Here is a 21,239-nt window from a genome sequence, read left to right on the forward strand (position 1 = left end):
CGACGGGGCGGGGCGGGGCGGGGCCGGGGAGCGGTCAGTGCGCAAGACCGCGGAAACCCTCCGAGCGGTGGAGAGGTTCCGCGGCTGCTGGGCGCGGACCGCTCCCCGGTCAGGGCGCGCCGGGCCACGTGACGGGGCGGGGCGGGGCGGGGCCGGGGAGCGGTCAGTGCGCAAGACCGCGGAAACCCTCCGAGCGGTGGAGAGGTTCCGCGGCTGCTGGGCGCGTACCCGGGTGGTCAGCGGGTTTCGGCTGGTTCCCGGATTCCGGCGAAGAGGTCGGATTCCGGGATGGGGCTGTCCACCAGGGAGCGGGCCAGTTCGAAGTCTTCGGTGGGCCAGACCTTCTGCTGCATCTCCATCGGCACGTGGAACCAGAAGCCGTCCGGGTCGACCTGGGTGGCGTGGGCTCGCAGTGCGTTGTCGCGGGTTTCGAAGTACTCGCCGCACTCGATGCGGGTGGTGATTTTGTCGCCTCGGTCGGGGCGGGCGTCCTTGTTGTTGAGCCACTCTTCGTAGGGTGACGTGAGGCCGGCCGCGAGCATGCCCTCGTGCAGGGCGAGCATGCGGGCCCGGGTCCAGCCGGAGTTGTAGTAGAGCTTGAGCGGCTGCCACGGCTCGCCGAGCTCGGGGTGCTGGTCCGGGTCGCCGGCCGCGTCGAAGGCCACCACCGAGATGTTGTGGCACATGATGTGGTCGGGGTGGGGGTAGCCGCCGTTCTCGTCGTAGGTGGTGATGACGTGCGGCTTGAACTCGCGGATCAGTTTGATCAGCGGGAGCGCGCCCTCGGCCGGGTCGACCAGGCCGAAGCAGCCCTCGGGCAGCGGCGGGAGGGGGTCGCCCTCGGGCAGGCCGGAGTCGACGAAGCCGAGCCAGGCCTGTTTGACGCCGAGGATCTCGCGGGCGTTGTCCATTTCCTTACGGCGGATGTTCGTGATGTCGGCCAGCACCTCGGGCCGATCCATCTTGGGGTTGAGGACGCTGCCGCGCTCACCGCCCGTACACGTAGCGACCAGCACGTCGACACCCTCGGCAACGTAGCGCGCCATGGTGGCGGCGCCCTTGCTGGACTCATCGTCCGGGTGTGCGTGCACGGTCATCAGACGCAACTGCTCAGCCACTGATTTCTCCCTCGACCGGACCTCGTTCGCTGGACCCGGTTTCGGCTGCGAAGATGGACAGGGTCATTCTGTCCGATGGCACCGACACTTTTCGCACGAGAGGTCCCCCTGGTGAGCGAGACGCGCGCCACAACTCCGGTATTCCCCGCGGGCCGTTACGGCCGGCGCCGGGACGGTCGCCGGCACCTGGCCGGTCCGATCGCGTTCGCCGTGGTGCTCGCGATCGCCGTGACGGTTCTCGTCGTGCGCCTCTACGGTCAGTATGGCGGGACTGATTACGACGCGCAGATCGTTCGCTGGACCGGCGCGACCGACACCCAGGTGACGCTCGACTTCACCGTGCGGGTGCCCGCCGGTGGCGCCGCGACCTGCAATCTTCGTGCCCGTGACTACGACGGCAACGAGCTCGGCACCCGGGTGGTGACGGTCCGGGCGGCCGCCGGCGAAAGCATGATCGAGGCTTCCGAGGTCGTGCCGACAAAGGGCCGGGCGGTGGTCGGCGACGTGCTCCGCTGCCGGGCCGCCGCCTGATCTTCCCGTACGGGGTACGGGTCCAAGGAAATTGTCAGACCCACCCGGTAAAAAGGTCACGGACATCGAGCGAATCGACCGTTCGACCACCGCTGGTAAGCTTGGTGATTCGCTCCGTACGCTCATCCCGCTTCAAGGAGAAGAGTCTGTGACCAGTTCAGAGGCGTCGAAGACCTGGCTTTCCCAGGACGCTTACGACCGGCTGCAGGGCGAGCTCGACGAGTTGATCGCGGCCCGGCCGGTCATCGCCGCCGAGATCAACGCCCGGCGCGAAGAGGGCGACCTCCGGGAGAACGGTGGCTACCACGCGGCCCGCGAGGAGCAGGGCAAGCAGGAGGGCCGGATCCTCTACCTAAAGGAATTCCTGCGTAACGCGGAGGTCGGCGAGGCCGTCACCGCCGACAAGGTCGGTCCCGGCATGGTCGTGACGATCTACTTCGACGACGACAAGAGCGACACCGAGAAGTTCCTCCTCGGCTCCCGCGAGATCGCGTCGACGACGGACCTCACCGTCTACAGCCCGGAGTCCGCCCTGGGTAAGGCCATCCTGGACGCCGGCAAGGGTCAGACGGTCACCTACACCGCCCCCAGCGGCGCGGACATCAAGGTGACCGTTGTGGAGTTCTCCCCCTTCGGGGGCTGAGACGCGGGGTTTCGCCGGATCCGTCACTCGGGTCCGGCGAAACCTTCACGGCGTGCCGGACAGCAGCGCGACCTGGTAACCCTGATCGCGCAGGGATCCGATGAGGGTGTGGGAGTGGTCCGGCCCCCGGGTCTCGACCGAGAGCTGCACCTCCACCTGGCCGAAGCTCAGGCCGGGGTTGTGCCGGGTGTGGGTCACGTCCACGATGTTGGCCCGGTGCCGGGCGATCTCGGACAGCAGGCCGGCCAGTTCGCCCGGCTTGTCGCCGGTCTGGACGGACAGGCGCAGGAAACGGCCCGCCGAGGCCAGCCCGTGCTCGATCACTCTCATCAGCAGCATCGGGTCGATGTTGCCGCCCGAGAGGATGGCCACCACCGGCGGCTTGAGCTGGAGGTTTCCGGTCAGCAGGGCCGCGACCGCCGCGCCGCCGGCCGGTTCCACCACCATTTTGTGGCGTTCCAGCATGACCAGCAGGGCCGCCGACAGGTCCTCGTCGGTGACCGTGACCACCTCGTCGACCAGGTCGTTGACGTGGGCGAACGTGAGGTCACCGGGGCGCATGACGGCGATGCCGTCGGCGATGGTGGCCGATTCGGTGAGCGTGATCGGGGCGCCGGCCCGCAGTGACGGAGGGTATGCCGCGGCTCCGGCGGCCTGGACGCCGACGATCCGTACCTCGGGCTTGAGAGCCTTGACCGCGACCGCGACGCCGGAGATCAGGCCGCCGCCGCCGACCGCCGTGATGATCGTGCCGACGTCCGGGCACTGCTCGATGATCTCCAGGCCGACCGTGCCCTGGCCGGCGATGACGTCGTGGTGGTCGAAGGGGTGGATCAGGACGGCGCCGGTGCGGTCGGCGAACTCGCGGGCCGCGGCCAGCGCGTCGTCGACGGTGCGGCCGGCGTACTCGATGGCCGCGCCGTAACTCTTGGTCGCCGTGACCTTGGGCAGCGGGGCGCCCTCCGGCATGAAGACCGTGGAGCGGGCGCCGAGCAGCCCCGCCGCGAGCGCCACCCCCTGGGCGTGGTTGCCGGCGCTCGCCGCGACCACCCCCCGGGCGCGTTCGGCGTCCGAGAGGCGCGAGATCCGGGTGTACGCGCCGCGCACCTTGTAGGAGCCGGCGCGTTGCTGGTTCTCGCACTTGAGCCAGACGGGCATGCCGAGCCGGTTGGACAGCGGCATCGAATGCTCGAGCGGGGTGGTCTTGACGACGCCGGCGAGGGTCTCCCGGGCGGCCTCGATGTCAGCGAGCGAAAGCAGGTCACTCATGTCTGAGATCGTGCCACCCACCCAATGATCTTGGCGAGGTGAACGGGAGAGACACTCAACTCAGACGAACGCGTGCCGGCTCCACGGGTTGGCTACCTCCAGCAGTCCCGCGATCGAGAGCAGCAGCAGCTCCGAATCCGGTGGGCCGACGATCTGCACGCCCACCGGCAGGCCGTCCGGGCGCAGTCCCATCGGCACCACGATCGCCGGCAGTCCCGCGACGTTCCACGGGGCCGCGTACGGCGCGTACCGGATGTTGGTCCGGATGTTGGCCCGCCAGCTACCCGTCGCGTGCCCGCCGGCCTGCGGTGGCGTCGCGGCCAGAGCCGGGGTGAGCAGCACGTCGATGTTCTTCTCCGCGAAGAACGCGATGCTCCGGGCCCGCCACGCGTCGCGCTGCTCCTGCTTGACCCAGCCGCGGTTCCAGGCGAATTCGCCCAGGCGGATGTGCCGGCGGGTGCGGGGCTGCAGCTTCTTCAGATCAAGACCGTCGGATTCCCGGTACGCGGCAGCGAACCACGCGAGCAACCCGGCCACCGCCAGCGACGCGGGGTACGAAGGCTCGGCCGTGACCGTGTCGTGCCCGGCCCCGACCAGCAGCTTCGACGCGGTGGCGACCGCCGCCCGGTTGGGCTCGTCAGGGCGTACCCCCTGCACCGGGGAGCGCAGGCTGACGCCGACCCGCAGCTTGCCCGGCGGGGTGAGTTTCGCCGGGGAGCGGCCGGCCAGGACGCTGAAGCCGAGCGCGGCGTCGGCGACCGTGGTCGCCAGGACGCCGTGTTCCGCCATGCCGAGCCAGTCCTCGCGGCCGAGGTTGACCGGCAGCACCCCGCGGCCGGGTTTGAGCCCGACGATGCCGCAGCACGCCGCGGGGATCCGGATCGAACCGAGGCCGTCGTTACCGTGCGCGATCGGCACCAGGCCGGCCGCCACCGCCGCGGCCGCGCCACCGGACGAGCCACCCGCGGTGCGGTCGAGTGACCAGGGGTTACGGGTGGCGGCGTCGGGGCCGTCGGTGGTCCCCCACAGGCCCATCTCGGGCATGCGGGTGACACCGACGACGACCGCTCCGGCACCGCGCAACCGGCGGACCAGCTCGTGGTCGTCCTCGGCGATCCCGGTACGCGCGGCGGCCGAGCCGTGCCAGGTGGGCAGGCCGGCGACCGGCGTGTTCTCCTTCACCGCGACCGGCACGCCGGCCAGCGGGAGGTTCGCCAGATCCTCCTGGTCGTCGACCTTCTCGGCCTCGACGATCGCCTCCGTCGCACGCACGACGCGGAACGCCGCGAGCTCCGGGTCGGAGATCCCGATCTGCTCGAGGTGATCCGCCACCACCTGCGTGGCGGTCGTGTCGCCTCGACGGACCGCACGGGAGATCTGCTTCGCCGTGGCCCCCACCCATGTGGTCGCCAGGTTTTCCATGGCCCGTCTCTCCGGTTGTCTAAAGAGAACCCGACTCAGCCGAGGGCCTGCTCGAGATCGGCGAGCAGATCGTCAGCGGTTTCGATGCCGACAGACAGTCGCACGAGATCGGCGGGGACTTCAAGCGGTGAGCCCGCCGCGCTGAGGTGTGTCATCTGGCCGGGGTGCTCGATGAGCGACTCCACGCCGCCGAGCGACTCCGCGAGGATGAACAATTTTGTCCGGTTGCAGATATCGATGGCCTGGTCAGCGCCACCCTTCGCGCGGAACGACACCATCCCGCCGAAGCGCGACATCTGCTTGGCCGCGATCTCGTGTCCGGCATGCGACTCAAGGCCGGGATAAAGGACCTCGGCCACCTTCGGGTGGCTCTGCAGGAACCCGACGATGCGCTCGGCGTTGTCACAGTGCCGGTCCATCCGTACGCCCAGGGTCTTGATCCCGCGCAGTGTCAGCCACGAGTCGAAGGGGCCGTTCACGGCCCCCATGGCGTTCTGATGGAACGCGATCTCCTCGCCGAGCCCCTCGGTGGCCGTGATCAGCGCGCCACCGACCACGTCGGAGTGCCCGCCGAGGTACTTCGTGGTCGAGTGGATCACGACGTCGGCGCCCAGGGCGATCGGCTGCTGCAGGTACGGCGAGGCGAACGTGTTGTCGACCGCGAGCATGGCGTCGTACTCGTGGGCGAGCCCGGCCAGCGCGGCGATGTCGGCGATGTTCAGCAGCGGGTTGGTCGGCGTCTCGGCCCAGATCAGCCGGGTGTGGCCGGGCCGGAACGCCGCCCGGACCGCGTCCAGGTCGTTGAGCGGCACCGCGGTCCAGTCGATGCCCCACTTCTCGGCGACCTTGCTGAACAGGCGGAACGTGCCGCCGTACGCGTCGTCGGGGATGACCACGTGATCGCCGGGCCGGCAGACCGTACGCAGCAGGGTGTCCTCCGCGGCGAGGCCGCTGGCGAAGCCGAGGCCCCGGCGGCCGCCCTCGATCGCGGCGAGGCACTCCTGCAACGCGTCCCGGGTCGGGTTGCTCGACCGGCTGTACTCGTAGCCCAGTCGCGGCGACCCGACGGCGTCCTGCGCGAACGTGCTCGTCTGGTAGATCGGCGGGACCACCGCACCGGTCCGCGGATCCGGTTCCTGCCCGGCGTGGATGGCCAGAGTGTCGAACCCGTAGTCGTTACCCGTCATGAGGGGCAAGGTTAGTCTGCGCGGATGGCCGACTGCCTCTTCTGCGGGATCGTGGCGGGCACCGTTCCCGCGTTCACAGTTGTCGACGCTCCCGAAGGGGTCGGCTTCCTCGACGTACGCCCGGTGTTCAAGGGCCATGTACTGGTGGTTCCCCGCCCGCACGTGGCCCAGCTCACCGACCTCCCGGCCGACCTGCTGCCGGGCTATTTCACACTTGTCCAGCGTGTCGCGGCCGCCGTACCGGAAGCTTTGGGAGCACAGGGCACGTTCGTCGCGAACAACAACATCGTGTCGCAATCCCAGCCGCACCTGCACACACACGTCGTGCCACGGACAAAAGGTGACGGACTTCGCGGCTTCTTCTGGCCCCGGCACACATATGACTCCGACGAGGAAGCGGCCGCTTACGCCGTACGTATCGGGAAGTTCCTGGGGTAAGGCTGTTGTTGCACCAAGCGGATGAAGGGAGTCACCGTGTTCCTGCGGTACAAGAAGATCGAACTGCCCACCGCCGACCAGGCCCTCAAGGGCAGGTTCATCGAGATGCCGGTGGCCGACACGCACACGGTGCTCGGCACCCCCCTGAAGGGCCCCTGGCCGGCCGGCCTCGAGACGGTCGTGTTCGGGGCAGGCTGTTTCTGGGGCGTCGAGCGCATCTTCTGGCGCCTGCCCGGCGTGTACTCGACCTCGGCCGGTTACGCGGGCGGCTTCACCGAGAACCCGACATACGAGGAGACCTGCTCGGGCGCGACCGGCCACGCCGAGGTCGTCCAGGTGGTCTACGACCCGTCGAAGATCGCCTTCGAGGACCTGCTCAAGGCATTCTGGGAGAACCACGACCCGACCCAGGGCATGCGCCAGGGCAACGACGTGGGCTCGCAGTACCGTTCGGCCATCTACACGACGACGCCGGAGCAGGCCGAGGTCGCCCAGGCGAGCCTCGAGGCCTTCCAGCCCGTCGTGACCAAGGCCGGCCACGGCACGATCACCACCGAGATCAAGCCGCTGGGTACGTACTACTACGCCGAGGACTACCACCAGCAGTACCTCTCGGACAGCAAGAACCCGGGCGGCTACTGCAACCACGGCCCCAACGGCATGACCTGCCCGGTAGGCGTGGCCAAGACCGCCTGATCAGCCGGTCACCGGTGGATGGGATGAAGGGTCTCACCACCAACGTCGCGTGAAGCCAGGCTTCCGCGAAGTCGATGCTGCCGCGCCGGGTTCTCCGGCGCGGTCGGTCGTTCCGTCAGCACGATCCGGGAGTTCCACTTCCCCCGCGGCGGCCGCCCCGTCCCCGTCGCACTCCCTGGAGACTTTCTCGATATCAGAGCGCCGTCGGCATCATGCGGGAGCGGTTCGCCGAGTGGCAGGGTGAGCTGCTCGAAGACGCCTGACCAGCGGGTGGGTCATCCGACCGGGTGGAAAAGATCGACACCTGACTAACCGGGATCACACACTGGGGGGCGGACATTTCGCCCGTCAGATCAAGTGAGCCGGCCCCGTGCGGGAGGTGTTTGTCGTGCCCAGATTCAACAGTGATGAGGAGCATGCCGCTTGGATTCTCGCTGAGTCCCTGATCGAGCAGGCTCTGGCCATGATGCGGCATGCCGAGACCGCCCTGGAGCGGTGGCGTACCGGTAAAGAAATGACTCTGCTGCAGTGCGCTGAGCGGGGGATCAGCGTGAGCGATGCCGAGATCCGGTGGTCCGAGACCGCGAAAGCGCGCAACGCACTGACCGACAACAGTTTCCACGTCACGCTGGCGACCATGTATTACGGTGCCGCGGCCGCGCATTATTCGCGGGCGCAGTATCTGCACAGCCGATAGAGAAAAGCGCCGCCTCGACCGGGGCGGCGGTCGGGGCGGCGCTTTTCGTCGGCCTGAAGACACGGCGCCCGCACGGGGGACGCGCACCGGGCCTTCAGGGCCTGTCACCCAGTTTGCCCCGGCTTACTGGGAAATCGCTGTGGCCGAGCCCTAGATCAGCTGGGAGTGCAGAGTCAGCTGGGAGTGCAGAGTCAGCTGGGAGTGCCGGGGTCGCGCTGCGGGTCGGCCGGGGTGGACGTGGCGGGGCGCGGGGCCGCCGCCGTGTCGGTCGGGGTGGGGCCCGACCCGGCGAGGGTCAGCCCGAGGACGGCGCCGGCACCGATCAGTCCGAGGCCGGCGAGGGACACCTTGCGACGTTCGGGTTCGTTCACGTGATCCAGCGTGCCTCGCGAATCTGTGTGTTCGCTGAGCCGGGCTCGATCGGGAAGACTGGAACCATGCAGACGGCGACGGAAACAGAACGAAAGTACGACGTTCCCGCCGGCTTCACCCTGCCGGTACTGGCGGGTGCGGGCGGCGTGCGCGGTCTCGGCGAGGCGGCGGACCACGACCTCGACGCGACGTACTTCGACACCGAGGACCTGCGGCTCGCCCGCAACAAGCGCACGCTGCGGCGGCGCACCGGGGGCACCGACGCCGGCTGGCATCTGAAGACGCCGGGTGACGGCTCGAGCCGTACCGAATACCGCCTGCCGCTGGACGGGGACGCCGTGCCCGGGGAACTGGCCGGCGAGGTCCGCACGATCGTGCGGACCCGGGAGCTGACCCCGGTCGCCCGGCTGCGGACGCACCGGATCGAGACGCCGCTGCACGACGCCGACGGGCGCGTCCTGGCCCTGGTCGCGCAGGACGAGGTCACCGCCGGCACCGACCGCGGCGAGGAGAGCTGGCAGGAGATCGAGGTCGAGCTCGTCGACGGCGGCCCGGAGGTGCTCGACGCGGTCGAGGAGCTGCTGCTCGCGGCCGGCGCGAGCGTGGCGTCCGGGCCCTCGAAGCTCGCCCGCGCGCTCGGGGACCGCCTCAGCACGGTCAAGAGCCGGCCCAAGAAGATCAACCCCGTTCTCCGGTACGCCCGTGAGCAGCGCGAGACCATCGAGGAGCTGGACGCCGGGGTGCGGGCCGGCGATCCCGAGGCGGTCCACAAGATGCGCGTGTCGACCCGCCGGCTGCGCAGCACGTTGAAAACGTTCAAGGGCTCGTTCGACCCGGACCGGGCGACCCCGCTCCGGGGGGAGCTGAAGTGGCTGGCCGACAGCCTCGGCGCGGTGCGTGACGCCCAGGTCCTCACCGGGAAGCTCGGCGCCGCCGCGGAACCGTTCCCCGAGGTCGCCGCGCAGATCGCGGAGAAGCTCGCCGCCGACGCCGAGGCCGGCCGGGTGGCGCTCGCCGCGGACCTCGACTCCGACCGCTACCTGGCGCTGCTCGACGCGGTGGACGACCTGATCGACGACCCGGCGCCGGATGACGAGACGGCGCCGCACCGGGCCGCCAAGGCGTTGCGCCACGCGGACCGCCTGCTGGACGAGGCCACCGCGGAGGGTGCCGACGGCGAGCTGCACGAGGCCCGCAAGACGTTCAAACAGGCCCGGTACGCGGTCGAGGTGTTCTCCGGTGGCGCCGGCAAGCCCGGGAAGTCGCTGGTCAAGGCGCTCACCGCGCTGCAGGACGTGCTCGGCGCGCACCAGGACACCGTGGTCGCCCGGGAGGTGCTGCAGAACCTGGCGTGGGAGCGGCCGAACGCGTTCGACTACGGCATTTTGTTCGCCCGGCAGGAACAGGTGGCCGACGAGGCCCTGCTCGAGCTGCCGGCGGTGACCGAGAAGTCCCGGAAGGCGAAGGTCCGGGCCTGGCTGCGATGATCGTTAACCCCGCGTCCACTTTCTCGTCACTGATTGCGAGTTGGGACGTCGGTGCGAGCGGGTATGAACCGTGTTCATGCAGGCCGATGACGAGCTGACCACGCCGCCCTACTCCGGGCCCATCTCCGAGCTGGGCGGCTTCCGGGTCTCCGACAACGATGACGACGACCCGGTGCTGCTCAACGCCGACGGCGCCCCGGTGGACACCTGGCGTGAGGACTACCCCTACGACGAGCGCATGCCCCGGACCCAGTACGACCACGACAAGCGGCTTCTGCAGATCGAGCTGCTGAAGCTGCAGAACTGGTGCAAGACCACCGGCGAGCGGCTGGTGATCCTGTTCGAGGGGCGGGACGCCGCGGGCAAGGGCGGCACGATCAAGCGCTTCATGGAGCACCTGAACCCGCGTGGGGCGTCAGTGGTGGCGCTGGAGAAGCCGAACGAGCGCGAGAGCAAGCAGTGGTACTTCCAGCGTTACATCAGCCACCTCCCGGCGGCCGGCGAGATCGTGCTGTTCGACCGGTCGTGGTACAACCGGGCCGGCGTCGAGCGGGTCATGGGCTTCTGCACCCGCGCCGAGTACCTCGAGTTCATGCGTCAGGCCCCGGACCTGGAACGGATGCTGGTCCGCTCGGACATCAACCTGGTCAAGTTCTGGTTCTCGGTGGCCCAGGGCGAGCAGCGCACCCGCTTCGCGATCCGGCAGGTCGACCCGGTGCGGCAGTGGAAGCTCTCGAAGATGGACCTGGAGTCGCTCGACAAGTGGGGCGACTACACCGAGGCCAAGGAGGCGATGTTCTTCTACACGGACACCGCCGACGCCCCCTGGACCGTGGTCAAGAGCAACGACAAGAAGCGGGCCCGGATCGAAGCGATGCGGTACGTGCTCGCCCGCTTCGACTACGACGGCAAGGACACCGAGGTCGTCGGCACCCCGGACCCGCAGATCGTGGGCCCCGCGTCGCTGGCCGTCGAGGGCACCGAGATGTCCCCGCGGGTATTCCCCCGGCTCTAGTGACCTTAAAAGCGTTGTCGCCCGGCCTCCTGAGTGGTTACCGTGGCCGTACACGTGAAAGGAGGTGGTCCGAAGTTGCATAGCATCGGGACTCGTGAGGTGGCTGTCCGCTAGCCGCTGTCCTCGACAGCATCAACATCTCGTGTAGTACGTCGAGACCGTGTGGCAGCGGTTCGGCGAGCACCAGACAGCCACCCGACCCCCGGGGATCCGGCCTTGTCCGACCGGACCACATGCGTACGCGTATGTGGAAGTCCCCGGGGGTCGCCTTACCTTCGGGACGTACGCATGCGTGAGCTGACCATCCTCGGGACAGCGAGCCAGGTGCCCACCCGGCACCGCAACCACAACGGTTACCAGCTGCGCTGGGACGACGAGGTGATCCTCTTCGACCCGGGCGAGGGCACCCAGCGCCAGATGCTGATGGCCGGGCTCGCCGTCACCCCGCTCACCCGCGTCTGCATCACCCATTTCCACGGCGACCACTCGCTCGGCCTGCCGGGCATCATCCAGCGCATCTCCCTGGACCGGGTCCCGCACCCGGTCCGGATCAACTTCCCGGCCGGCGGCCGCGACTACCTCGACCGGCTGTGGCACGCCACCAGCTTCCACGACGTCGCCGACATCGTCCCGGAGGCGGTCGGCCCCGGCTTCCGGGTGGAGACCCCGGTGGGCACGCTCAGCGCGCTGCCGTTGCGACACCCCATCGAGACGTACGGCTACCGCCTGGTCGAGCCGGACGGGCGCCGGATGGTGCCCGCGCTGCTCGCCGCGTACGGGATCAGCGGTCCCGCCGTGGGTGAGCTGCAGCGCACCGGCCGCTCCGGGCGGGCGTCCCTCGACGACGTCAGCGTGGCCCGGCCGGGTCAGAAGTTCGCGTTCGTGATGGACACCGGCCTGTGCGACAGCGTGTTCGCGCTGGCCGAGGGCGCCGACCTGCTCGTCATCGAGTCGACGTTCCTGGCTGAGGACGCCGCGCTGGCCGCCCAGGTCGGCCACCTGACCGCGGGCCAGGCCGGGTCCGTCGCCCGCCAGTCGGGGGTACGCACGCTGGTGCTCACCCATTTCTCCCAGCGTTACCCGGACAGCAAGCGGTTCCTCGACGAGGCCCGTGCCGAGTTCGACGGCGACATCGTGCTCGCCGAGGACCTCATGCGTGTCCCGGTGCCCCCGCGGCTAGGTTCGTCCCATGAGCGTGCACCTGCGTCCCGCGGCTGACGACGACCTGCCGGGCATCGGGGACCTGCACTACCGGTCCCGGGCGTCCGCGTATTCGCACCTCCTCACCCCGGAGGCGCTGACCTTCGGCTCCCCCGCGGCGCTCGGTGAATGGTGGACCGAGCGCTGGAAATGGGAACGCGACAATCACCGGCTGACCGTGGCGGTCGCCGGTGACACCCTGGCCGGATTCACCTATCTCGGGCCGGGCGAGGACCCGGACACCGGGGAGCTCAGTGCCATTCACGCCGATCCGGACTTCGTCGGCAAGGGGGTCGGGCGGGCGCTGATGGTGGACGCGTTGGGTGCGCTCATCCCGTACGGGAAAAGTGCTGTGCTCTGGGTCCTGGAAGGCAACGCCGTGGCGCGGTCCTTCTATGAAAAAGGAGGCTGGACGCCCGACGGGGTGACCCGGGTGGAACCTGTCGGCAGCGAGCCGGTGCTGCAGATGCGATATCGCATCGCCCTGGGTCGGCAGGGCGGGAGCGCGTGACCGAGTGAATGCGGGGGAACCTGTGGTCACGCACTCCCGCCTACCGCGCCCGCCCGAACCGTTGCTGCGCCTGGCCGGAGGCGCCGACCGGCGGAGGCGTGCCGGTCGTTTCGGTTCTGGCGGGTCAGGGTGCGGGACACCGGCGTGCTGGCGGGGCTACGCCGGTGTCACCGCGGTTCAGGCGTCAGGTCCGGCGGCCCTTGCCGGGGGACGGACGAGCCGGAACGGACGACGCCCTGTCAAGTCAGTCCAAGCAACCTCGGGTGAGTTCCTCCGTGCGCCAGGCGTCGCGCTGGGCCCGGTTGTCGTCGACCATGCCGGGCAGGTCCCGCAGGCTGTTCAGGTCGTGCCGCACCGTCCACGCCTCCCGCCAGGGGCGTCGTGACGCGGCGTCGGCGCGCTCCGCGATCCGCCGGGGAGCGCACGGCCAGCGCCAGCCGCACCAGACGCAGTTGCCGTCGTGGCCGGCCTCGGCGTGCCGCCCGAGCATCCGCTGGGCGTCCTGCCAGAGCAGGCGGTCCGCGATGACCATGTCTGTTCCCGCCCTCCGAAGCGTTGCCCTGTTCAGCACATACAACGCCCCGGACCGGCCCGCCAATCGGACTGAGTGTGCGACCTTAGCAACTATCAGTAACCACCGATGTTCGCTCCGGGCGGATCCCCGGCGGGCATCGACACCGCTCGACCCCGTGTTGTCGCAGGTATGGACCCTTCCGGGGAGCTCGACGCCTACAGCCGAGTGGTGACCGGTGTCGCCACCAGCCTCCTGCCCTCCGTCGCCGCCCTCAGCGTGCGCACCCCCCGCGGTGCGGGCGCCGGATCAGCGGTGACGTTCACCGACGACGGACTCCTGCTCACCAACGCCCACGTGGTCGCCGGCGCGACCGGCGGCACCGCCGAGTTCGCCGACGGCACCGAGACCCGCTTCGACGTCGTCGGCGCGGACCCCCTCTCCGACCTCGCCGTGGTCCGGGTGCACAGCCCCGGCGCCGCGGCCGCCCCGCTCGGGGACGCCGACCGGCTGCGCATCGGCCAGCTCGTCGTCGCCCTCGGCAACCCCATGGGCCTGGCCGGATCGGTCACCGCCGGCGTCGTCTCCGGCCTCGGGCGCTCCCTGCCCGCCCGCGACGGGCGCCGGATCCGCATCATCGACAACGTCATCCAGACCGACGCGGCCCTGAACCCGGGCAACTCCGGCGGTGCCCTCGCCGACTCCACCGGCACGGTGGTCGGCATCAACACCGCGGTCGCGGGCTACGGCCTCGGCCTCGCGGTGCCCGTCAACACCACCACCCGCCAGATCATCGGCGAACTGGTCGGCACCGGCCGGGTCCGGCGCGCCTGGCTCGGCGTGGCGGGCATCCCCGCACCCCTGCCGCCGCCGGTGGCCGAACGCCTCGGCCAGAAACTCGGCCTGCGCGTGGTCGAGGTGGTCCCGGGCAGCCCGGCCGGCCTCGCGGGCGTGTACCTCGGTGACATCCTGCTCAGCGCGGCCGGACAGCCGATGCAGACCGTCCAGGCCCTGCAACGGCTCATGCTCGGCCCGGCGATCGGCCGGGACCTGCCCCTCACCGTGCTGCGCAAGAACGCCCTGGTCGACGTCGTCACCGTGCCCGCCGAGCTGGGTTGAGGTCTGCCCCACTCACGCACGTCGCCGGGTGCGGAGATCCGTTCAGGAGCCGTCAGGCTCCTGGATCTCCGCGCCCGGCCCTCGGCGTGAGCGGCGGTCCGTACCCACCGCCCGGCTACGACCCTCGTCTTTGTCCTCGTTCCTCAGCTCAGGTGGGTGAGCAGGTCCTGGCGGGTGAGGACGCCGGCCGGCTTGCCGTCGATCAGGACCATCGCCGCGTCCGACTTCTCCAGCAGGGCCACCGCCTCGCTCACCGGCTGACCGCCACCGATCATCGGCAGCGGATCGCCCATGTGGCGCTCGATCGTGTCGTGCAGGTGGGCCTGCCCGGTGAAGAGCGCGTCCAGCAGGTCCTTCTCCGCGAGCGACCCGGCCACCTCACCGGTCACCACCGGCGGCTCGGCCTTGAGGACCGGGAGCTGGCTGACGCCGTACTCCCGCATGTAGTCGATCGCGTCCCGGACCGTCTCGGTCGGGTGGACGTGCACCAGCGGGGGCATCGAACCGCTCTTCGCGGCCAGGACCGCGGACACGGTGGGCTTGCCGTCGCCGGCCGACAGGAAGCCGTAGCGGGCCATCCAGCCGTCGTTGAAGATCTTGGAGAGGTAGCCGCGGCCACCGTCCGGGAGCAGCACCACGATCACGTCGTCCGGGCCGGCCGCGCGGGCGACCTCGAGCGCGGCGACGACCGCCATGCCGCAGCTGCCACCGACCAGCAGCCCCTCCTCGCGGGCCAGCCGCCGGGTCATCTCGAACGAGTCCGAGTCGGACACCTCGATGACCCCGTCGCTGATGTCCCGGTCATAGGTGGTCGGCCAGAAATCCTCACCCACACCCTCGACCAGGTACGGACGGCCGGTGCCACCGGAGTAGACCGAGCCCTCCGGGTCAGCGCCGATGACCTTGACGGTGCCCTGCTCCTTGAGGTATTTCCCGACCCCGCTGATCGTGCCACCGGTGCCCATACCCGCCACGAAATGGGTGATCCGGCCCTCGGTCTGCTTCCAGATCTCCGGGCCGGTCTCCTCGTAGTGCGAACGCGGGTTCGCCGCGTTGCTGTACTGGTCGGGCTTCCACGCACCGGGGATCTCACGGGTGAGCCGGTCCGACACGTTGTAGTACGACCGCGGGTCCTCGGGCGCCACCGCGGTCGGGCAGACCACGACCTCGGCGCCGTACGCCCGGAGCACGTTCTGCTTGTCCTCGCTGACCTTGTCCGGGCACACGAACACGCACTTGTAGCCGCGCAACTGAGCTACGAGCGCCAGCCCGACGCCGGTGTTGCCGCTGGTGGGCTCGACGATCGTACCGCCGGGCTTCAGCAGGCCGGCCTTCTCGGCGTCCTCCACCATGCGCAGCGCGATCCGGTCCTTCACCGAGCCACCGGGATTGAAATACTCCACCTTGGCGAGGACCGTCGCCGCGATGCCGTCGGTGACGTTACGCAGCCGGACGAGGGGGGTGTCCCCGATGATCTCGACGACGTTGTCGTAGTACCGCACGTCTGTGTGCCCTTCTCCGGAGCCGACCAGTTCTGTCCGGTCAGCCTACGGCTCAGGGCAGGGTCGTCCCAGGCAGTACGGCATCGCGTTGTTTCTCCCACTCGAGGAAGCGCTCGGTCTCGGCGAGCACCGTCCCGGCGAGCCACGTGATCATCACCGCGTCGTCGGCGAGCCCGACCACCAGCAGGAACGCCTCCGGCACCACATCGATCGGCGAGACCACGTACGCGGTGGCGGCCGCCATCATCGCCACCCGCATGCCACCGTCGTACTCACGGCGCATCGTCGCCCGCATCATCCGCGGCAGCGCCGCCAGGCGCTTGCCGATCGAGGGTCCACCCCGGGAACCGGACAGCAGAGCTTTGCCGAGAGCGGTGAACGCAGCGGTTCGTTGCAACGTTCTAGCCATGTCGTCCCCTTTCGCTGCGTCCAGCATGACGGGCGGAAGCTACATCCGCCCGTTCGGCGCCGGTTCAGATTTCTGTCGCATGGTCGCGTTAGCCTCGGAAGCAGGATCGGCCGGTTCTTCTTGGGGCGTTCGGCCGGGTCCGGGTCGGGCTTCGGCCGGGCTTCGTTGGGGCGGAAGCGAGGGAGATTGTGCAGAATTTGCGAAGGTTGACGGTCGAGGACCGGCGGCGGATCAAGCTCGCCGGGCAGGTCGCGGGCGGTTTCACCGGCGCCGCGGCGGGCATCACGCTGCTCTCGGCGGGCGTGTTGATGCGCCAGGCCGCCGAGGCCCGCCGGATCATCCCCATGGCCGAGGCGCCCCCGCCCCGCGGCGACGGGGTCTACGGCCCGAAATTCCCCGGCAAGCCCCTGAGCATGGTCATCCTCGGCGACTCATCGGCGGCCGGCTACGGCGTGCACCGCCCCCGCGAGACCCCCGGTGCCCTGCTGGCCACCGGTGTGTCCCGCCGCCTGCGCCGCCCGGTCCGCCTGCACCGGCTCGCCGTGGTCGGCGCCGTCTCCGCCGGGCTGCCCTACCAGGTCGACGCCGCCCTCGAGTACCAACCCGAGGTCGCGGTCATCATCATCGGCGGCAACGACGTCACCCACGTCTCGGCCCGCGCCGCCGCCGTGCGCCACCTCGGCGACGCCGTACGCCGCCTGCGCGCCACCGGCTGCAAGGTCGTCGTCGGCACCTGCCCGGACGTCGGCGCCATCCAGCCGATCAAACCCCCGTTGCGCTGGCTGGCCCACACCTGGAGCCGCCAGCTGGCAGCCGACCAGACCGTCGCGGTGGTCGAGGCCGGCGGCCGCTCGGTCTCCCTGGTCGACCTGCTCGGCCCGGCCTTCGCCGCCGACCCGGTCCGCATGTTCGGCTCGGACCGCTTCCACCCCTCCGTCGAGGGCTACGCCCGGGCGGCGGCGGTGATGATGCCCACCCTGATGGCGATGCTCGGCGAGGACGACCGCACCCCGGCCACCGGCACCGAGGGCATCCGCGCCCTGCCCGAGGCCGCCCAGGAGGCGGTTCGCTCGCCGGGCACCGAGGTCTCCGCCACCCAGGTGAACGGCCACTCCAGCGGACCGGCCGGGCGCTGGGCCCAGCTGCGCCGGCACCCCTGGTTCGGCGAGTCCCGCCTCTGGTTCGGCGAGTCACCCCGGCTCCGGTTCGCCGAGTCCCGTCCTTGGTTCGGCGAGTCGCGTCCTTGGTTCGGTCACCGCGCCGACAACACTTCCCCGGCGTCACCGCAGCCCGGTGACACCAACCGGGCACATGTGGCGAGCCGTCCGGGTACTCGTGTTACCCGTGGGTCGGGCCGGTCGGCCTCCGGGGCCGTAGGCTGGACCCCGGACGATCACTGAGCCCATTCCAGAAGATCACCAGCGACCGCCGACGGAACGCGGCCGTTGCGGACCGCAGGGAGGCGACATGACGGGTCTGCCAGGACGGATCAGCAGGGCTGCTGCCACAACCTTGTTCGCCTCAGCCGTCGGTGGAGCCGCGCTCCTGGCCGGAGAAGCCATCGCGGCCCGCAGTCGCAGGTACGCCAAGCCCACCATGGGCCTGGCCCTGCGCACCTCCATGGGCCCCACCAGCGCCCCCACCCTCAGAATGGTCCTCCTGGGCGACTCGGCGGCCATCGGCGTCGGTGTGGAATGGCTCTCCGAGACAGTCGGCGGCCAACTGGCCCGGCTCCTGGCCGAAGGCACCCAGGAAAGCGGCCCCCGCCACGTCCTGCTCTCCAGCGTCGGCGTGGCCGGCTCCCGCTCCACGGACCTGGCCACCCAGGTGGCCCGGGCCCTCCTCGGCGACCGCCCCGACGTGGCGGTGGTCCTCATCGGCGCCAACGACGCCACCGGCCTGCGCAGCGCCGAGGAATCAGCGGTCCACCTCGGCAACGCGGTCCGCCGCCTCCGCGACGCCGGCGTCCAGGTGGTCGTCGGAACCTGCCCCGACCTGGGAGCAACCCGCTCCATAGCCCAGCCCCTCCGCCAGGTCACCGGCTGGCTCGGCCGCCGCATGGCCCGAGCCCAGGCCCTGTCGGTCACCGAATCAGGCGGCACCGTGGTCGACCTAGGCGAAGAAACCGGGGCAGTGTTCCGAGCGGACGCGGGAACCCTCTGCTACGACGGCTTCCACCCGTCCGCGGACGGCTACCGGGTCTGGGCCCACGCCCTCTACCCCGCGGTCTTCGACGCGGCCCAGGCCGCCGGCCGCCGATCGATCCAGGACTGACGGACACAGCCGCACCGCCATCAAGGCCAGACGGACTGCAGCTGGACGACGGCCGGGAACGCGGCCGGCAGATCAGGCCGCTCGGTGTCAGGAACAGCCAGGCGAAACGACCCGGTCCTGAACAGCCACGCGAAACAGCCCGGTTCTGAACGACCTGGCGGGAAAACAGCATGGTCGCAACGATGAAGCGAAACCGGCCGGGCGAGAACCACCAGCCGAACGTGGACCACAATCGCAGGCCGGAAGCTTAGGTCGGATCCGTACGCCCGAGACAGCTGAACGGTATTAACTGCGCGAAAAAGGCTGACGGAGAACGGGTGCGCAGGAAAGCCGAGCCGGATGTGCCGAATGGCTCCGGAAGCCGGCACGCCCAGTCTGAGAGCCGGGCCGGGCGGGTATCGGTGCGTCTTGGCCAGTGACCGGGATGTCCTGACTGAGCAGTGTGGCGATCCGACTGCGTCATGGCCGCAGGAACGCTCGGCCAGCCCCGGGGCCCGCTCGGACCGGCCAGCCCCGGGGCCCGCTCGGACCAGCCAGCCCCGGGGCCCGCTCGGACCAGCCAGCCCCGGGGCCCGCTCGGACTGGTCGGCCGCGGGCACGCCCGGCTCGGCACGGGACATGCCCGGCTGGGCACGAACCGCTCGGCTCGACGCGGGCACATCCGGCTGAGCACGAACCACTTAGCTCGACGCGGGCACATTCGGCTGAGCACGAACCACTCAGCTCGACGCGGGGCATGCCCGGCTCGACGCGAGCCCGCCGGCCGAGCACGGGGCACACCCCGGCTGGACGCCAGCCGCTCGGCTCGACGCGGAAACGTCCGGCTGGGAACGGGGTAGCCCCGCTGAGCACGGGGCACTCCGCTGAGCACGGGGCACCCCGCTGGGCACGAGGCATCCGGCTGGGCACGAGGCACTCCGCTGAGCACGGGGCACCCCGCTGGGCACGAGGCACCCCGCTGAGCACGAGGCACCCCGCTGAGCACGAGGCACCCCGCTGAGCACGAAGCACCCCGCTGAGCACGAAGCACCCGGCTGAGCACTAGCCGCTCGGCTCGACGCGCTGGTGCTGGTCGCGGACGGTGAACCTCGTGGATGGCGTGCCCGGCTGAGGACGGGGTACCACTGGCTCGACGCGGGGCACGCCCGGTTGGGCGCGAACCGCTCGGCAAGGGGCGCGCTCAGCCGCCCGGCTGGACGCGAGGCACGCCCGGCTCGACGCGGGGCACGCCCGGCTGCGTACGAACCGCTCAGCACGGAACGCGCTCGGCTGAGCGCAAGCCGTTCGGCTGCCGACGGAGGCTGGCTCGGAGGGTAGAGGCGGAGGCTGGCTCGGAGGGTAGAGGCGGAGGCTGGCCCGCAGGGTACGGGCGCGGAGGTAGGGGCGACGCTGCTGGTTGGGTCCTGGTGGGGAGCTGATGCCGGTGGCTCGGACTGGGTCTTGGGCGGGGTATTCAGGATTTATCCCGGTATTTGGGTGTGACGAATTGGTGCTTCCCCGCTAAGTTACCGGCGCGTTAACGTGGGGCTCATGCCGGAAGCTGTCATCGTCGCTACTGCTCGTTCGCCGATTGGGCGTGCTCATAAAGGGTCGCTGCGGGATCTGCGGCCTGATGATCTTGCCACCACCATTATCGACGCCGCCTTGAGCAAGGTTCCTCAGCTTGATCGGACCCTGATCGAGGATCTCTATCTGGGCTGCGGGCTGCCCGGTGGCGAGCAGGGCTTCAACATGGCCCGGATCGTCGCGGTGAAGCTCGGGCTCGACGGGTTGCCCGGCGCCACCGTCACCCGTTACTGCTCGTCGTCGCTGCAGACCACTCGGATGGCTTTCCACGCGATCAAGGCCGGGGAGGGCGACATCTTCCTCTCGGCCGGCGTCGAGACCGTGTCGCGGTTTGCCCGGGGCAGCTCCGACGGGCTGCCGTCGCAGGCTCAGGCGCTGGTCGGGGGCGGGTGGGAGAACCCCGAGTTCGACGGTGCCCGGGCCCGGACCGCTGAATACGCTCAGGGTGGCAGGACCTGGACGGACCCTCGTGCGGACGGGGCGGTGCCCGACGCCTACATCACGATGGGGCAGACCGCGGAGAACCTGGCGCAGATCAAGGGTGTCAGCCGCGAGGAGATGGACGAGTTCGGGGTCCGCAGTCAGAACCTGGCGGAGAAGGCGATCGCCGACGGTTTCTGGCAGCGGGAGATCACGCCGGTGACCACGCCGGACGGCACGGTGGTGTCGGCCGATGACGGGCCTCGGGCCGGGGTGACCGTGGAGGGTGTTTCCGGGCTGAAGCCGGTCTTCCGGCCCGACGGACGGGTCACCGCCGGTAACTGCTGCCCGCTCAACGACGGCGCCGCCGCTGTGGTGATCATGAGTGACACGAAGGCCCGGGAGCTGGGCATCACGCCGCTGGCCCGGATCGTCTCCACCGGTGTCACCGCGCTGTCCCCCGAGATCATGGGGCTCGGCCCGGTCGAGGCTTCCCGGCAGGCGCTCGCCCGGGCCGGCATGGGCATCGGCGACGTCGACCTGGTGGAGATCAACGAGGCGTTCGCGGCGCAGGTCATTCCTTCCTACCGTGACCTGGGCATCCCGATCGAGAAGCTCAACGTGAACGGCGGCGCGATCGCCGTGGGTCACCCGTTCGGCATGACCGGGGCTCGGATCACCGGCACGCTGCTCAACGCCCTCGACTGGCACGACAAGTCGATCGGCCTCGAGACCATGTGTGTCGGGGGCGGTCAGGGTATGGCGATGGTGCTCGAGCGGCTCAGCTGACGGCGTACCGCATGAAGTGACCTCCGCCGGGTCCGGCTGCCAGACAGGGCGCCGGGCCCGGCG

General features: G+C 70.2%; 21 protein-coding genes. 13 read left to right on the plus strand and 8 right to left on the minus strand.

Annotation, left to right across the window (positions count from 1 at the left end; translation table 11 throughout):
* Positions 1–236: 236 nt before the first annotated feature.
* The gene (gene mca, locus ACIA6A_RS25525) at positions 237–1,118 is read right to left on the minus strand and encodes a mycothiol conjugate amidase Mca (RefSeq protein WP_396100371.1); all 882 of its coding nucleotides are present in this window, start codon (positions 1,116–1,118) and stop codon (positions 237–239) included.
* A gap of 111 nt (positions 1,119–1,229) precedes the next feature.
* Between mca and ACIA6A_RS25530 the strand changes: the two genes are divergently transcribed.
* Both ACIA6A_RS25530 and greA read left to right on the plus strand, forming a co-directional pair.
* Positions 1,230–1,649, plus strand: coding sequence for a DUF4307 domain-containing protein (locus tag ACIA6A_RS25530; protein ID WP_396100372.1), 420 nt, complete (start codon positions 1,230–1,232; stop codon positions 1,647–1,649).
* A gap of 148 nt (positions 1,650–1,797) precedes the next feature.
* The gene (greA, locus tag ACIA6A_RS25535) at positions 1,798–2,292 is read left to right on the plus strand and encodes a transcription elongation factor GreA (protein ID WP_396100373.1); all 495 of its coding nucleotides are present in this window, start codon (positions 1,798–1,800) and stop codon (positions 2,290–2,292) included.
* Between the two features lie 45 nt (positions 2,293–2,337).
* Here greA and ilvA read toward each other — a convergent pair whose 3' ends face one another.
* From ilvA to ACIA6A_RS25550, 3 genes are read right to left on the minus strand one after another with little or no spacing between them, the layout of a single operon-like run.
* Positions 2,338–3,561, minus strand: coding sequence for a threonine ammonia-lyase (gene ilvA, locus ACIA6A_RS25540; protein ID WP_396100374.1), 1,224 nt, complete (start codon positions 3,559–3,561; stop codon positions 2,338–2,340).
* 60 nt (positions 3,562–3,621) lie between these two features.
* Positions 3,622–4,983, minus strand: coding sequence for an amidase (locus ACIA6A_RS25545; RefSeq protein ID WP_396100375.1), 1,362 nt, complete (start codon positions 4,981–4,983; stop codon positions 3,622–3,624).
* Between the two features lie 35 nt (positions 4,984–5,018).
* Positions 5,019–6,170: a cystathionine gamma-synthase gene (locus tag ACIA6A_RS25550; RefSeq protein WP_396100376.1), complete on the minus strand. Its 1,152-nt coding sequence runs from the start codon at positions 6,168–6,170 to the stop codon at positions 5,019–5,021.
* Between the two features lie 24 nt (positions 6,171–6,194).
* On the opposite strand from ACIA6A_RS25550, the gene ACIA6A_RS25555 reads away from it, so the two are divergent.
* From ACIA6A_RS25555 to ACIA6A_RS25565, 3 genes are all read left to right on the plus strand, one after another.
* Complete coding sequence (locus ACIA6A_RS25555; RefSeq protein WP_396100377.1) at positions 6,195–6,608, plus strand: HIT family protein; 414 nt, start codon at positions 6,195–6,197, stop codon at positions 6,606–6,608.
* Between the two features lie 36 nt (positions 6,609–6,644).
* The gene (msrA, locus tag ACIA6A_RS25560) at positions 6,645–7,304 is read left to right on the plus strand and encodes a peptide-methionine (S)-S-oxide reductase MsrA (protein WP_396100378.1); all 660 of its coding nucleotides are present in this window, start codon (positions 6,645–6,647) and stop codon (positions 7,302–7,304) included.
* A 388-nt stretch (positions 7,305–7,692) separates the two neighbouring features.
* The gene (locus tag ACIA6A_RS25565; protein ID WP_396100379.1) at positions 7,693–8,001 is read left to right on the plus strand and encodes a hypothetical protein; all 309 of its coding nucleotides are present in this window, start codon (positions 7,693–7,695) and stop codon (positions 7,999–8,001) included.
* A 191-nt stretch (positions 8,002–8,192) separates the two neighbouring features.
* On the opposite strand, the gene ACIA6A_RS25570 is transcribed toward ACIA6A_RS25565, so the two are convergent.
* Positions 8,193–8,372: a hypothetical protein gene (locus ACIA6A_RS25570; RefSeq protein ID WP_396100380.1), complete on the minus strand. Its 180-nt coding sequence runs from the start codon at positions 8,370–8,372 to the stop codon at positions 8,193–8,195.
* 66 nt (positions 8,373–8,438) lie between these two features.
* Here ACIA6A_RS25570 and ACIA6A_RS25575 point away from each other — a divergent pair, with 66 nt between their 5' ends.
* From ACIA6A_RS25575 to ACIA6A_RS25590, 4 genes are all read left to right on the plus strand, one after another.
* Positions 8,439–9,860 (plus strand): CHAD domain-containing protein, encoded by a 1,422-nt coding sequence (locus tag ACIA6A_RS25575; protein ID WP_396100381.1) that lies wholly within the window; start codon positions 8,439–8,441, stop codon positions 9,858–9,860.
* A gap of 76 nt (positions 9,861–9,936) precedes the next feature.
* The gene (gene ppk2, locus ACIA6A_RS25580; RefSeq protein WP_396100382.1) at positions 9,937–10,875 is read left to right on the plus strand and encodes a polyphosphate kinase 2; all 939 of its coding nucleotides are present in this window, start codon (positions 9,937–9,939) and stop codon (positions 10,873–10,875) included.
* Positions 10,876–11,163: 288 nt separating this feature from the next.
* Positions 11,164–12,093 (plus strand): ribonuclease Z, encoded by a 930-nt coding sequence (locus ACIA6A_RS25585; RefSeq protein ID WP_396100383.1) that lies wholly within the window; start codon positions 11,164–11,166, stop codon positions 12,091–12,093.
* Positions 12,065–12,586: a GNAT family N-acetyltransferase gene (locus ACIA6A_RS25590; protein ID WP_396100384.1), complete on the plus strand. Its 522-nt coding sequence runs from the start codon at positions 12,065–12,067 to the stop codon at positions 12,584–12,586. The genes ACIA6A_RS25585 and ACIA6A_RS25590 overlap by 29 nt, the downstream gene beginning before the upstream one ends.
* A gap of 244 nt (positions 12,587–12,830) precedes the next feature.
* Here ACIA6A_RS25590 and ACIA6A_RS25595 read toward each other — a convergent pair whose 3' ends face one another.
* Positions 12,831–13,118, minus strand: a complete 288-nt coding sequence (locus tag ACIA6A_RS25595) for a hypothetical protein (RefSeq protein WP_396100385.1) — start codon at positions 13,116–13,118, stop codon at positions 12,831–12,833.
* A gap of 171 nt (positions 13,119–13,289) precedes the next feature.
* Between ACIA6A_RS25595 and ACIA6A_RS25600 the strand changes: the two genes are divergently transcribed.
* Positions 13,290–14,216, plus strand: a complete 927-nt coding sequence (locus ACIA6A_RS25600) for a S1C family serine protease (RefSeq protein ID WP_396100386.1) — start codon at positions 13,290–13,292, stop codon at positions 14,214–14,216.
* A gap of 143 nt (positions 14,217–14,359) precedes the next feature.
* Here the strand turns inward: ACIA6A_RS25600 and ACIA6A_RS25605 are convergent, their stop codons facing one another.
* Together ACIA6A_RS25605 and ACIA6A_RS25610 are read right to left on the minus strand one after the other, a co-directional pair.
* Positions 14,360–15,718, minus strand: coding sequence for a cystathionine beta-synthase (locus tag ACIA6A_RS25605; RefSeq protein WP_396100387.1), 1,359 nt, complete (start codon positions 15,716–15,718; stop codon positions 14,360–14,362).
* 52 nt (positions 15,719–15,770) lie between these two features.
* Positions 15,771–16,127 carry a YkvA family protein gene (locus ACIA6A_RS25610; protein WP_396100388.1) on the minus strand — a complete coding sequence of 119 codons (357 nt, stop codon included), beginning with the start codon at positions 16,125–16,127 and terminating at the stop codon, positions 15,771–15,773.
* 206 nt (positions 16,128–16,333) lie between these two features.
* Between ACIA6A_RS25610 and ACIA6A_RS25615 the strand changes: the two genes are divergently transcribed.
* From ACIA6A_RS25615 to ACIA6A_RS25625, 3 genes are all read left to right on the plus strand, one after another.
* Positions 16,334–17,527: an SGNH/GDSL hydrolase family protein gene (locus ACIA6A_RS25615; protein ID WP_396100750.1), complete on the plus strand. Its 1,194-nt coding sequence runs from the start codon at positions 16,334–16,336 to the stop codon at positions 17,525–17,527.
* Between the two features lie 67 nt (positions 17,528–17,594).
* Positions 17,595–18,401 (plus strand): SGNH/GDSL hydrolase family protein, encoded by an 807-nt coding sequence (locus ACIA6A_RS25620; protein ID WP_396100389.1) that lies wholly within the window; start codon positions 17,595–17,597, stop codon positions 18,399–18,401.
* Between the two features lie 1,530 nt (positions 18,402–19,931).
* Positions 19,932–21,176, plus strand: coding sequence for an acetyl-CoA C-acetyltransferase (locus ACIA6A_RS25625; RefSeq protein ID WP_396100390.1), 1,245 nt, complete (start codon positions 19,932–19,934; stop codon positions 21,174–21,176).
* The last annotated feature ends 63 nt before the right edge of the window (positions 21,177–21,239 follow it).

Source organism: Actinoplanes sp. NPDC051494 (genome assembly GCF_044454705.1).
In the GTDB taxonomy this organism is placed as follows: domain Bacteria; phylum Actinomycetota; class Actinomycetes; order Mycobacteriales; family Micromonosporaceae; genus Actinoplanes.